Origin of the sequence: Metabacillus rhizosphaerae (genome assembly GCF_037201795.1) — a bacterium.
GTDB lineage: Bacteria > Bacillota > Bacilli > Bacillales > Bacillaceae > Metabacillus > Metabacillus rhizosphaerae.
In genome coordinates, this window is sequence record NZ_CP147403.1 from 4,191,234 (window position 1) to 4,204,052 (window position 12,819).

General features: G+C 34.4%; 16 protein-coding genes. 4 read left to right on the forward strand and 12 right to left on the reverse strand.

Features of this window, described 5'->3' with window-relative positions; translation table 11 throughout:
• Window positions 1-8: 8 nt before the first annotated feature.
• Together WCV66_RS20360 and WCV66_RS20365 are read right to left on the reverse strand one after the other, a co-directional pair.
• Window positions 9-401, reverse strand: a complete 393-nt coding sequence (locus WCV66_RS20360) for a DUF3397 domain-containing protein (protein ID WP_338786669.1) — start codon at window positions 399-401, stop codon at window positions 9-11.
• A complete protein-coding gene (locus WCV66_RS20365) occupies window positions 394-1,284 on the reverse strand; it encodes a 2-dehydropantoate 2-reductase (RefSeq protein ID WP_066335943.1) in 891 nt (296 codons plus the stop codon). The genes WCV66_RS20360 and WCV66_RS20365 overlap by 8 nt, the downstream gene beginning before the upstream one ends.
• Window positions 1,285-1,553: 269 nt before the next feature.
• On the opposite strand from WCV66_RS20365, the gene WCV66_RS20370 reads away from it, so the two are divergent.
• The gene (locus WCV66_RS20370; RefSeq protein WP_066335948.1) at window positions 1,554-2,018 is read left to right on the forward strand and encodes an N-acetyltransferase; all 465 of its coding nucleotides are present in this window, start codon (window positions 1,554-1,556) and stop codon (window positions 2,016-2,018) included.
• 129 nt (window positions 2,019-2,147) lie between these two features.
• Here the strand turns inward: WCV66_RS20370 and WCV66_RS20375 are convergent, their stop codons facing one another.
• The 4 genes from WCV66_RS20375 to WCV66_RS20390 form a co-directional block, all read right to left on the reverse strand.
• Window positions 2,148-2,762, reverse strand: coding sequence for an RsfA family transcriptional regulator (locus WCV66_RS20375; protein ID WP_338786670.1), 615 nt, complete (start codon window positions 2,760-2,762; stop codon window positions 2,148-2,150).
• 148 nt (window positions 2,763-2,910) lie between these two features.
• The gene (locus WCV66_RS20380) at window positions 2,911-3,678 is read right to left on the reverse strand and encodes an enoyl-CoA hydratase/isomerase family protein (protein WP_338786671.1); all 768 of its coding nucleotides are present in this window, start codon (window positions 3,676-3,678) and stop codon (window positions 2,911-2,913) included.
• A gap of 221 nt (window positions 3,679-3,899) precedes the next feature.
• The gene (rpmF, locus tag WCV66_RS20385; RefSeq protein ID WP_066335963.1) at window positions 3,900-4,073 is read right to left on the reverse strand and encodes a 50S ribosomal protein L32; all 174 of its coding nucleotides are present in this window, start codon (window positions 4,071-4,073) and stop codon (window positions 3,900-3,902) included.
• Window positions 4,074-4,150: 77 nt separating this feature from the next.
• A complete protein-coding gene (locus WCV66_RS20390; protein ID WP_066335964.1) occupies window positions 4,151-4,669 on the reverse strand; it encodes a YceD family protein in 519 nt (172 codons plus the stop codon).
• A 394-nt stretch (window positions 4,670-5,063) separates the two neighbouring features.
• On the opposite strand from WCV66_RS20390, the gene WCV66_RS20395 reads away from it, so the two are divergent.
• Window positions 5,064-6,281: a nucleotidyltransferase gene (locus WCV66_RS20395; protein WP_338786672.1), complete on the forward strand. Its 1,218-nt coding sequence runs from the start codon at window positions 5,064-5,066 to the stop codon at window positions 6,279-6,281.
• A 42-nt stretch (window positions 6,282-6,323) separates the two neighbouring features.
• Here the strand turns inward: WCV66_RS20395 and WCV66_RS20400 are convergent, their stop codons facing one another.
• Window positions 6,324-7,349 (reverse strand): SepM family pheromone-processing serine protease, encoded by a 1,026-nt coding sequence (locus WCV66_RS20400; RefSeq protein ID WP_338786673.1) that lies wholly within the window; start codon window positions 7,347-7,349, stop codon window positions 6,324-6,326.
• A complete protein-coding gene (locus WCV66_RS20405; RefSeq protein ID WP_066330461.1) occupies window positions 7,339-8,139 on the reverse strand; it encodes a patatin-like phospholipase family protein in 801 nt (266 codons plus the stop codon). Before WCV66_RS20405 ends, WCV66_RS20400 begins: the two co-directional genes overlap by 11 nt.
• A 321-nt stretch (window positions 8,140-8,460) precedes the next feature.
• On the opposite strand from WCV66_RS20405, the gene ylbJ reads away from it, so the two are divergent.
• Window positions 8,461-9,684 carry a sporulation integral membrane protein YlbJ gene (ylbJ, locus tag WCV66_RS20410; RefSeq protein WP_066330462.1) on the forward strand — a complete coding sequence of 408 codons (1,224 nt, stop codon included), beginning with the start codon at window positions 8,461-8,463 and terminating at the stop codon, window positions 9,682-9,684.
• Between the two features lie 41 nt (window positions 9,685-9,725).
• Here the strand turns inward: ylbJ and coaD are convergent, their stop codons facing one another.
• Both coaD and rsmD read right to left on the reverse strand, forming a co-directional pair.
• On the reverse strand, window positions 9,726-10,211 hold the full coding sequence (gene coaD / locus WCV66_RS20415) for a pantetheine-phosphate adenylyltransferase (protein ID WP_066330463.1): 486 nt from the start codon (window positions 10,209-10,211) through the stop codon (window positions 9,726-9,728).
• A gap of 2 nt (window positions 10,212-10,213) precedes the next feature.
• The gene (rsmD, locus tag WCV66_RS20420) at window positions 10,214-10,783 is read right to left on the reverse strand and encodes a 16S rRNA (guanine(966)-N(2))-methyltransferase RsmD (RefSeq protein WP_338786674.1); all 570 of its coding nucleotides are present in this window, start codon (window positions 10,781-10,783) and stop codon (window positions 10,214-10,216) included.
• Window positions 10,784-11,253: 470 nt separating this feature from the next.
• Between rsmD and WCV66_RS20425 the strand changes: the two genes are divergently transcribed.
• The gene (locus tag WCV66_RS20425) at window positions 11,254-11,643 is read left to right on the forward strand and encodes a methylthioribose kinase (protein ID WP_338786675.1); all 390 of its coding nucleotides are present in this window, start codon (window positions 11,254-11,256) and stop codon (window positions 11,641-11,643) included.
• 269 nt (window positions 11,644-11,912) lie between these two features.
• Here the strand turns inward: WCV66_RS20425 and WCV66_RS20430 are convergent, their stop codons facing one another.
• Both WCV66_RS20430 and WCV66_RS20435 read right to left on the reverse strand, forming a co-directional pair.
• Window positions 11,913-12,185, reverse strand: a complete 273-nt coding sequence (locus WCV66_RS20430; protein WP_066330470.1) for a YlbG family protein — start codon at window positions 12,183-12,185, stop codon at window positions 11,913-11,915.
• A gap of 145 nt (window positions 12,186-12,330) precedes the next feature.
• Window positions 12,331-12,780 carry a YlbF family regulator gene (locus tag WCV66_RS20435; RefSeq protein ID WP_066330472.1) on the reverse strand — a complete coding sequence of 150 codons (450 nt, stop codon included), beginning with the start codon at window positions 12,778-12,780 and terminating at the stop codon, window positions 12,331-12,333.
• Between the last annotated feature and the right edge of the window lie 39 nt (window positions 12,781-12,819).

Here is a 12,819-nt window from a genome sequence, read left to right on the forward strand (position 1 = left end):
TTTTACACTTAAATAAATGCATTTTTAATAATTTCAGCTGCAATACCGTATATAGTTAAAAAAAGGTAACTAATAAAAAAGAAGATAAATGAGAGCCGCCATACCTTTTTTGTAACAATGGTCATTGAAGGAGGCTTCGATCTATTGGATTCGAGATAATAAACAAATATGGATAAACATAATAATCCTAAAATGATATAAATTAGAAATGATTGCTCAAATATGGTTATTAAATGAAAATGAACAGATACAATAAAGAATAGGGTTGATAAGTCTAAGGTCCACAAAATGGATTTCTTTTTATTCTTAACAACTATTCGTAATATTAAAAAGAATAGAACGAGATTAACTAAAGGTATAGCAAATGCAAATGAGATCATCCATTTCATTATTTCAATCATTACCTATCTCAATCCCTTTAATAGCATGATATAAAAATGTAATGTGTGGAATTGGTTTTTGAGTGTTAGTTGCTTGCTGAATTAAATAACCTAGAATTGCATCAATTTCCGTCTGACGTCCGTTTTGGATATCTTTATACATTGATGATTGATTCTGTGCGGTGTTTTCACAGATGTTGTATACATGCTCCCAAAGTAGTGCTTCATTCGACAGTCCCAATACTTGTATGACTTCATTAAAAAGTACTTTTAACAATTTCATAAAATGATCGTTTTCGATTAATACACCATTTCTCACTTTTAATACAGATGTTAATGGATTTATTGTAGCGTTAACAACCAATTTTTCAGAAAGCATCTTCCTCCAGTTATCTTCCATTTCAATCGGAAATAGTGATTGTTGATTGATTTGCAATTGTTGAATCAATGAGTTTTGACTGTTATCTCTATTATAATAAGCGATTTTTGTCTTACCTACTCCAGTATGTTGGACTGTGTGATCATCAAGTCGTATTGCACCATGTTCAACGATACCTAATATAATGTGATGCTTTAATAGAGCTGACAAATACGGTAAATGCCCCATACCGTTTTGAAGGAACAATATCGTTCTTGGTGTAAGATTGTTTATTTCTGCAATAATAGAAGCGATATCGTATTGCTTTACAGTCACAATTAAGAGCTCTTCTTTATAATTCCTTGTTGAATCAGCATTTATCATTACCCTAGTGTTTATTCCATCCTTTACCATCAACAAACCATTTGAATTTATCTGATCAGCCTGTTGCTTTTGATTCGTATAAAGGGTAACTGTATGGTTCTTACTGAGATAATAACTATAAAGCAAGCCTAATGAACCCGCACCAATAATTCCTATATCCATTGTTCCCACCTACTATTTACTTTGCTAAGTTTTACATTTATCAGCTCAATCATATCAAATGAAACGTCGAAAGTACCACACTTTTGCTTTTTTTCCACTAGAAAAAGCAATTGAATCCATTTGTAAATTAATTTACTGGAAGCGGTTAACTAAAAAACTACATGAACAACATTTGTCATGCTATAATAATTGTATTGTTATTATCATTAAAATCAAAAAATTCTTTACCAAAACGATATAATTTGATGTGCATCAAGGGGGAATTTGCTATGTTAAAAGTTGAAAGATTGTTAGTTAATTATAAAACCTTAGAGGAATTTAAGAAATTTAGAGAATATGGAATACAAGAGCTTTCTATGCTTGAGGATCTGCAGTCAAATATAATTGAAAATGATAGCGACTCACCGTTCTACGGCATTTATTACGGTGACAAGCTAGTCGCACGAATGAGTCTTTATCGTGTAAACAAGAGATTCGATCAATATTTTAGCCCGCAACAGGACTTTTTGGAGCTATGGAAGCTGGAAGTTTTACCAAATTACCAAGGTAAAGGCTATGGAAGAGCACTTGTCGACTACGCAAAATCATTTAATTTACCTATTAAAACAAACCCACGAGTTAAATCAGGAGACTTTTGGTCTAAAATGAACTTTGAACAAGTTAAATACGAAATGGAACGTGACAAAGGAGAAAACCCATTAGTCTGGTATCCTTCAGGTGTCAGTGAACAATAATATATCCTAGTGCTTGCGAGCTTCTGACAAGTAAACAGCTTCGAAATTGCATATATTGGCAAAATACTAAGTGCTTTTTTATGACAAAGGGGCTGACTTCTACTTGAGAGTCAGCCCCTGCTTAGTCCTTTATTTCTCAACTCTTTCTAAATTTCCGTTTTTATCCATTTGAAATTTCACTTTTCTATTTCTTTCATCCTCTTGAAGAATAACCATCTTTCTTGCACGATCCATAATTTCAATTAATGCATGGTAATCTTCTTCAATTACTTCTAAGTTATTTATGAGTGATTCCTTTTCATGTTGTAATTTGGCCACTTCTTCTTCTAATATCTTAATTTTACCTGTTAATTGTCTATTTTCTTGTTGAATCTCTTGCATAGATGGTGTTTCTTCATATTGTTGGAGAAACGAGATGAGATCCTTAATTGCATTTTTAGATTGTACACTAGGCGATTGGCTTTCTTCTTGAGCGATTGGCTCCTTAAGTGGCTCCTCTTCTTGTTGAGGAACAGTCCTAAGCTCTTTTCTTTGTTTCTTCGCTACCTCAATGCCTGTTTTGTATTGTTTGCGAACATGAGAATTCCACCTAAACCCACAAGCAGCAGCGGTTCTTGATAACTTTCGACCAACCTCTTCAAAGGCAGCAAGCTGTGTTGCACCTTCTCGAATGTGCCTTAGTACAACCTCAGCCAACAATAAATCTTCATCATGAGTCCAAGCATCTTGACGCGTAGTAGTCATCTATAATCCCTCCAATAGTCACTTTTTTTCTATACATATGCAACTAGTAGAATAGATAGACTAAATACAATCTATTACTTTTAAAAAAGACTCTAGATAAGCGAGACTAAGACAAGATCAAAAACACTTTGTAAACAAACTATTTAAGTTACTTCTTTCTATTTAAAAATAAAGTAGCAGCACTAAGATGGTCTTCCATCTCCCATAGTTCAGCACATCTATTGATTTCAGACATCATTCTTACATGTAATTGAGTATTGATCCACTGATTTACTTTTACAGTTTTATATGCTCTTAGTACATTAGGGTGATCAACTAATGACTTATGTATAAATTGATATGCCTCGATTCGAGCATTTGCATCTGAAACAATCTTTTGGATAAACCCTAAAGTATGCGCTTCCTCAGCAAGCATTGTTCTTGCAGATAAAAGCATTGTCATTGCCTTATCATATGCTAATTTTTCATGTAACATAGTGGATCCTCCCCACCCTGTCGTTATTGCTAAAGAACCTTGAATAAACCCAAGTGAAATACCTTGTTTTGCGATGCGAAAGTCACAAGCTGTAGCAATTTCACAGCCGCCACCTAAGGCAATTCCATTCATAAAGGCAAAGGTTGGAATTGGAAATGTCATAATTTGATAAAGTAATTCCCCCATTTTCGAAAGCATATGGTAGGCTTCGTCCTTTGTTTTCAAATGATGAAAGGCTTCTACATCACCACCTGAACAAAATGCCTTCTCTCCTTCTCCTGTTATAACCATTGCTTTTATATCGTTTCTTTTATATAAAGAATTAAGACTAGCTTTTAATTCATCCATCATTTCCAGGTCTACAGCATTATACTTCAAAGGCCGATTAAGCTTAAGTTCGATAATTCCTTCTTCATATTCATTCATCACAAGTTTATTCATACATATCCTCCTCTCCATTTACTGATTTTCACAAGAACAAAAGCGCAAGCGCCTCGTTCAGCCTAGGGCAAATAAGACGAATTAGAATAGAAGGCGCACTTTGCCTTCAATTCTAAATTGGCTTATGATACCCACAGTTCAAGAATTTTATAATTTTCATTAACAATAATAAAAGCGTGAAGATCGATTGATCCTCACGCTTCATTAGCTGTAACAAATAATTATTTGCTTACAACGTCTCTTCCTTTGTATGTTCCACAAGCTTTACATACACGGTGAGCTAGTTTGCTTTCACCGCAGCTTGGGCATTCTACCATACCAGGTACTTGTAATTTAAAATGTGTACGACGTAGTCTTTTTCTTGTTTTAGAAGTTCTTCTAAAAGGTACAGCCATTATTCCCACCTCCTTAAAGAGCATTGCATTGTGAATCCGGTAAAACCGGTTCATTCTGTGCTATAAGCTATAGTATATTAACTTTCTTCATTTTCGAAGAATTTTGCTAATCCAGCAAGTCTAGGGTCAATCTTGTTATTCTGATCTTCCTCAGTAATAACTTCCCAATCTTTCCCTGATTGAGGAGCAGCTCCTTCTTCATTTGCACCATCATCACAGAATACCTGGATCGGAATTTCTAATATAAGGATTTCTTTGATAATAGGTGTTAGATCAACAATATCACCCTCAGCAAGATGAAAATCCTCTTCCGTATCATAGTCTGCTGGTTTTAATAAAAATGTTTCTGTTGTATCAATTGAAAATGGATATTGTACATCCACTAATGTTCGAGAACAAGGCAGAACCATTGAACCTGAAATTGATAAATGGAACGTTACTTTACTTGAGCTAATGTCGGCTCTTCCACTAACGCTTACAGGAGAAATATCACGAATGTCTTGATGACTAGTGACAAGCTCACTTAAATCGATTTCTTCTTCAATTTTCAAACCCTTGCTTTGCAATTGATTTAGTTGACTAATTGTCCATTTCAATGTGTATCACCTCAAGGCAACAAAGGTAATTATAGCCTTCGCAATAATATTTGTCAATATTTTTTCTTTACAGTATAAGTATACATGATTATCGCATTTTTACAAAACGAATATCTTGTACCACTCAAATACGGCTTATTTAGCATGTCTTATTTTAATCATCCTATGACTGCTTTGCAAGTTCTTTCTACAATTTTATTAAAATAAATAGCACTATTAAACTTGGTTGTTGATTTCCGCTGTATGCATTATGCACCAATCGACAAAGTGCCAAAATCAACAGTGAGCTTAAAAAGAGTTAATAAATAATGAGATACAAAGTGTTTATAGTTATCATCGTTTAACCTATAATGGATATCAGCATCTATATAAAATTCTAGAACGTGGTGATCATATGAATGCCTTAGGCCTTATCGTAGAATATAATCCTTTTCATAATGGACATTTCTATCATTTAACACAATCCATTAAAGAAACAAATGCAGATATTGTTATTGCTGTCATGAGTGGGAACTTTCTGCAAAGAGGAGAACCTGCTATTGTCTCAAAATGGGATAGAACGAAAATGGCTATACATAGTGGAGTAGATTTGGTTGTTGAATTACCTTATGCATTTGCTACACAAAAAGCGGAGACGTTTGCAAATGGTTCCGTTTCTATCCTAGAGGCCTTACAATGTCAATCACTATGCTTTGGTAGTGAATCTGGAGACATTTCTTCCTTCCTTCTTGCAAATGAATTTCTTATACATAACAAAAAGCAATATGAGGAGTTAATCCAACACCATATTAAAACTGGTGTGAGTTACCCTACAGCATTAACTCTTGCATTCCAATCCTTATCTAACGGACATGAAATTTTAGATTTATCTTTACCCAACAATATCCTTGGATTTCATTATGTAAAATCAATTCATCAACAGCAAGCGAAAATAAAACCTTATACAATTAAACGGTCATCAGCCGGTTACCATGAACAAGATTTTGTCTCTTCTACCATAGCTAGTGCGACAAGTATTCGAAAAGCAATATTTGCAAACAAAGGTCAGGTAGCAAATTATGTTCCTAAGGAAACGGTAAAAGTCATGGACAAATACAAAGACCAACAAGATCTTTTACACAATTGGGAATATTATTTTCACTTACTAAAGTATTCTATTATGACCATGAGTGAAGAGGATCTACTCACGATTTATGAAGTAGAAGAAGGTTTAGAAAACAGAATCAAAAAAAACATACATTCTGCTGTTAGTTTTCAAGATTTTATGGAACGTATCAAAACGAAACGGTATACATGGACTAGACTACAAAGGTTATGCACACATTTATTAACGAAAACAACCAAACAACAGATGAGTTATATCGACCAGAGCGAAACATCACCATATATAAGGTTATTAGGTATGTCTTCAAAAGGTCAGGGATATTTAAACTCTATAAAAAAACAGATTGAACTTCCGATTATATCTAAGCTATCAACCTTTCAACATCCTTTGCTGGAGTTAGATATAAAGGCTGCAGCTACATATAATATGATATTTCCTGAACCGCTTCGCTCAAAGCTCTTAAGAACTGAATATGCCACTCCACCGATTAGATTAGAAAATAACTAAATAAAAGTCACTGCAATTAAAAAGAGAAAGGATGATCATTAATCATCCTTTCTCTTTAAGTTTCGTTAAATATTCTACTGCTTCATCAAATGTATCAATCGGAATTATCTTCATTTCTGTTTTGATCTTTTCTCCAACTTCTATAGCCTCTTTATAATTTGATGTAGGGCTGTCATTTTCATTTGGTGCAAAGAAAATTTCTATCCCTGCTTTGTCTGCGGCAACAATTTTTTGTGATATCCCTCCGATTGGACCAACTTCTCCTTCTGTGTTAATTGTTCCTGTACCTGCGATATCATAGCCTTTCGTCAAATCCTTTTCTGTTAGCTGGTTATATATTTCAAGTGAGATCATCAATCCTGCTGAAGGCCCTCCTATTTCCTTTGTATTTAGTTTAATATCCGGCTCTACTTCTATTTGTCGATCCGTGATTAGTGAAATTCCTATCCCTACCTTTTTAGGATCCTCTGTAAATGGTGCCAGCTTAATTTTTGCTTGTTTTTGCTTTTCTTCTCTTTCAAAGGTAATTGCTAGTTCATCTCCGGCTTTCTTTTTACCAACATACTCGATAAATTCTTCTGCCGTTTGAAAATCCTTATTGTCCACTTTATAAATTCGATCTCCCACTTTTAGGACATCTGCAGCAGGCATGTCTTTTACAATTCCATCAACATATATACCGTGGAATGTATAATCAACTTGTTTATTTGCTTTTTTATAAGCAATAGTAATCGCTGATTCCTGTGATGCTTCCATCATATGTAATTGTCTATTATAGTACTCTTCATCTGTCTCATCTTCTCTTTTAATTTCCTCTAGAGGATGGATGTAATAATAATCATGTAGCTTTGCCCACATATAAGTTAACGGATTTGCTCTTCCAAACCGAACAGTTGTTAAAGAAAAGCTTCCCTCTTCATCTTCAAATCCATTTTGAACCTCCACGATCGGCTCTAGTTCTGAAGCCATTCCTGGTTGTGTTACGTAATAAGGAAGCTTAATAAATGTCATGATTAGTACAATCATTGCTAACAAGATAAGAGAACGAAATATAGTTTTACTTTTCATGACTGTTTGTCTCCTTCCACTGTGCTATAAGCCTATGTATTTTTTCTATATGCTGAATAGCTTCCTTCTCACCTATCTCAATAATTTCCTTTATATTTGTAAAAGCTCGAGAATTATATTGTTCGACATGAGGACGTATCATAACATCTGATGCGATTTCCCGATGATGAACAAGCTCATCCTGCATAATATCGAGACTTTGCAAAATCACATCAAATATTGACGTTATATCCTCATTTCGCTTTACATGTGAAACATCAACTGCGATCACAATATCTGCCCCCATTTCCTTTACAACCGAAACAGGTACTCTGTCAACAACACCTCCATCTACTAATAGTCTACCATCAATTTTTTCTGGAACAAAGATACCTGGTATAGCAATACTAGCTCTAACTGCATCTGCTACAGGTCCATCTTTAAATATAACCTTTTTTCCATCATATAAATCCGTAGCGACAACAGCTACTGGAATATCTAATTCAGCAAATGTTTTTCTATGTGTAAATAAGCGAATTAATTCCTTTACACGATTACCTGCAATAAAACCCATTTTTGGAACTGTAAAATCCAAGTAATACTTCCTCTTAAAAGCTAAGGCAAATTGATACAATCTGTCTATACTTATGCCTGAAGCATAGAAGCTACCAACTAGTGCTCCCATACTGCTTCCAGCAATTAAATCAATAGAAATTCCTTCATCATGTAATACCTTTAATACCCCCAAGTGTGCAAACCCTCTTGCACCACCTGATCCAAGCGCTAGTCCAATCTTTGGCTCCTTTGTCAAGGAGATACCCTCCTTTTAGTTCATTATTAGCAAATTTTATAAGAGATTGTTGCGTTGACCCTATAAAATACAACATTAAGATTTAACAAAGCCTTACGATAAAAATATTTTTTTATAAAGATATGAGTAAAATAGCCGATTCATCCAATTCTTTGGACTTTTATTTTTCAAAACAATGGTATAGCTCATTCTTATGGTCTAAAATGTGCACCTATTCTCGTATATTGAACTAAAGAGGTTTGTACAACAACTTGGAAAAGTGCTTCATCCACATTTGTGCGTATACCTATTATGACCCGTATGTTTAGGAGGCATCACAATTTGAGTCTTTCAAAACTTAAAACAATTTTTTTCGCTACTTTTATAGGTGGACTAACGATTGCAATCATCCTTAATCCTAAAGAATCGCTAGAAGCATCCATCAGAGGATTAACAATTTGGTGGGAAGTTGTTTTTCCATCTTTACTCCCCTTTTTTATTGTATCAGAATTACTCATTGGTTTTGGAGTTGTAAAGTTTATTGGTGTATTACTTGAGCCTCTAATGCGACCGATCTTCCGTGTACCAGGTGTTGGTGGCTTTGTTTGGGCGATGGGAATGGCATCTGGCAATCCAGCAGGTGCAAAGCTTACTGCTAGAATACGGCAGGAAAAACAAATAACGGCATTACAAGCAGAACGATTAGTCTCTTTTACAAGCTCATCTAATCCCCTATTTATTTTCGGAGCGGTAGCTGTTGGCTTTTTTAATGATGCTTCCCTAGGCATATTATTAGCTGCTGCACACTATTTAGGTAATTTATGTGTAGGTCTCACGATGAGATATTATGGGGGAATTGACTCATCACTAAAAACTGAAAAAAAGCACATGATTTTTCCACCGCTAAAATTAGCCTTTAGAGAGTTACATTTAACTAGAATAAAGGAATCTCGACCTCTTGGAAAAATGCTTGGGGATGCTGTGATCTCTTCTATCCAAACACTGCTTATGATTGGTGGATTTATCATTCTTTTCTCTGTTTTCAACAAAATATTATCACTAATCCATGTAACTGAATGGATTGCGATCGTTTTTTCTGGAGGATTAACTTTATTACATATTTCTACTGATCTAAGTGTACCACTTATTACAGGAATCTTTGAAATCACTTTAGGTAATCAGTTTGTTAGTGAATCTACAGCAAATTTATTAGATAAAGTAATGGTTGCCAGCTTTATATTAGCTTTTGGTGGTTTATCCATTCAAGCACAGGTTGCAAGTATATTAGCTGATACAGATATTCGCTTTCAGCCATTTTTCATAGCGCGAATTTTGCAAGGTATTTACTCTGCGATTATTGCATTCTTTTTATTTAAACCACTTTATTTAAATTTACAATCTTATCATTCTAATGAATTACCCGTCTTTTTTATGAGACATAGTCCTAAGTGGGCTATTGACTATTGGGAAACAATTTTACATGTAGGACCACTTATCACCATTCTTTCATTATGTGTTTATGTTTACTTATATGGTAAACGCAATGTGTTTACTAAAACGCCATAGTGTTTCAACAATGTAAAAGGTGAGGGTTCTTCCCTCACCTTTTACTCATCAATGAATTTACTTTTTAATGCCTTTTCAACCACTTCAGGAACCAGCTCTGCTATATCCCCTTTATATTTTGCGACTTCTTTAACTATGCTGGAGCTTAAAAATGAATATTGATTATTCGTCATCATAAAAAATGTTTCAATATTATCATCTAAAACTCTGTTCATTGAAGTTATTTGCATTTCATATTCGAAATCTGAAACAGCACGAAGTCCTCTTAAAATCGTTTGAGCTTTCTTTTCGCGTGCATAATCAATGAGCAATCCCTTAAAGGTCTCAACAATGACATTTGGAATATCCTTTGTTACTTCACTAATTAATTCACATCGCTCTTCAACCGAAAATAAAGGTTGTTTGGAGGAATTGTTTAATACACAAACATACACTTGATCAAATACCTTTGCACCCCTTTTAATAATATCTAAGTGACCATATGTAATTGGATCGAAGCTTCCAGGACATACTGCTATGCTTCCCATCTTTATTCCTCCCCTAAACTACTTTTATATCCATATACGGTAATAGAGGTCATTCCGTATGTTTCATACTTTATTTGGATAAATTGGTCGATCTCTACAGGCAATTGAACTTCTGATCCATGCTCCGTAACAATAAATCCACCCTCTTCTAGCAAATTATTTTCACTAATTGAGGTTATAAGCGCTTTCAACTTTTGTTGCTTATACGGTGGGTCTAAAAAGATTAATTCAAATCGAAGTTCGCGTTTAATTATTGCTTTTATTGCTCGTTCAGCATCATTTCGATATACTTCAGATGCCTCAACTGCATGGCATGCTTCTAAATTTTTATGTATCGTTTGAATAGCCTTTGCTTCTCGATCAACAAAAATACACCTTTCAATCCCACGACTCAAAGCTTCGATACCTAACCCTCCGCTACCTGCAAACAAATCCAAGGCATTTCCACCATCAAAATACGGACCAACCATATTAAAGATCGCTTCTTTTACCTTATCAGTTGTAGGTCTTGTGGTCACCCCTGGTACTGCTTTTAATTGTCTACCTTTATAATTACCTGAAACTACTCTCATATCTGTCACCACTACTTTTTTATTTACATCTCTACAAAGGATTTTCTATGGATCTCTATGTATGTGAAAATCTCTATACTTGTAGAAGATTCACTTTATCCTACCATAGCACTTCTATATGTTACAATATCTGATCATTGTGAAAGAAGTTTAGAAAAAATTTTTTCTTTTATGTATATGGAAAAACCATTTGGTGATAATGAGTAGTAACAACATCGATTCGTTGATGTTGTTGCCAACCGCGGAGAAGACTTACGTTTCCCCATAAGTTCTTCCTCCGGTTTCTCCTCTCCCTTTGCCTTCAACCTTTTACATGTGAAAAGGTTTTGAAGGACCCTACAGAGTATATCTGTAGGGTTTTTTTTCGTACAAAACTATGATTTTTACTATACTTCTCATTTTAACATCTTCATGTTATAGTGAAAATTCAGTTTAAAATGGACGTATATAATATTTTAGGGGGAAGTTATATGATTCAACGATTTATTGAGTTAGGTGAAGGCTATTCTGATATTTATGAACTTATTGAAACAGCAAGAGCTAACAAACATCGTGTGTCTAAGCTAATTGCCTTACATACAAAAGTTAATGAAAAAGCGGTTACTTCCTTAGTTGTAATTATGCAACCGACTGATCAAGGGAAATTCCAGGCTCTTTATATTTGTCGTGAAGGGATTCCAAATCCACACGTTAAGGAAAATAAACGCTATGAGTTATTTGAAGCTCTTTCAGCTTATTTAAACAAAGACATTATTCAAATTGATGTTAAACCATCAAATATGTTTAATGAGCTTGAACTTTATTATCAGCATTTGATTGGGATATTAAGGTTAAATCATTATATCCCACCAATGCAATAGGAAGCTGAAAAAACAAATAGCAAAAGCACGTCCTGTACTTCATATATTGCTGCCGTTCAATTAAGATTTTATTTGTTTCCAATAACGTAAAAAGGGCTGTCCTTTAGGAAAGAAAGACATTTACATGTAATTCTTTCTGAAGACAACCCTTTTTATCGAATCAGAATTTATAACTTTTCTTACTCAGTTTTGGTTTTATGTTCCAGCACTTACACCCTTGGGAACTGATCAAGAAGCCTTGCGCTTTTCTTAAATGTTTATTTCACAAGTTATAAACCTATCTTATAATCATATTCCTTCGCTTTATCCACTTTAGATTCAAATTCAAGTTTTAAATGAGGCTTATAGGATGGTTCTGCATGTTTCACAAACGAGTAGGAAGTAAGCTTTTGTACAGTTTGCTCCACCATATCCATATTGCAATATAAAACAACATATTTTAATCGTTTTGAAACATAGTGAACGTTTCCAAATTTCCTAAGCATTTTTATATGCTTTAATGAGTGAAGCCAAACGACTATACCTTGACGTTTTTCAAACATATTGATTCTCCCTTATTTATATAAAAGAACTTTTCCCTTTAACTATTTATCGCTCCACTTTAAAAGTCTAGCAAAAATTTTCAATTCTAACAATATTCCTTCATGGAATTTTCAAAAAAAATAAAACGAGTGTATTTAACTCGTTTTATGACACCTTACAGCCACACCCTCCACCAGAACCACAACCTCCTCCACAGCTTGACCCAGTGTCAAAGAAGGGATTACCTGTCGGAACTTTAATATTCACAGAAACGGCTTGGCCAACTTGAACACTTATTTCATCAAGTAATGCTTGCAGTTCATTTTCTGCTTTTTTAAAATTGAACACACTCTGATTTAAATCGAGTTCTCTTTTTATATCACGCATATCCTTTGATATCTTTCGATAATCCGGATGGTATTTACCAAAGCGCTGGACATCTTCATATAAGTCCTTCGTTTTCGCAAATTGAGAAATGAGCTGTTGAGCATCTTTGTCATTTTTTAATCTATAGAAACTACGACGATATTCTTCTGCCGGCACCGACTTGAGAACCAAGCTTGCAAGTTGTTCCGCTTCATCTAGTAGTAACATGCTTTCAATAGTAGCAAACATAGAGTATTTGCACCTCCAGCATTCATTTTACCATGAATA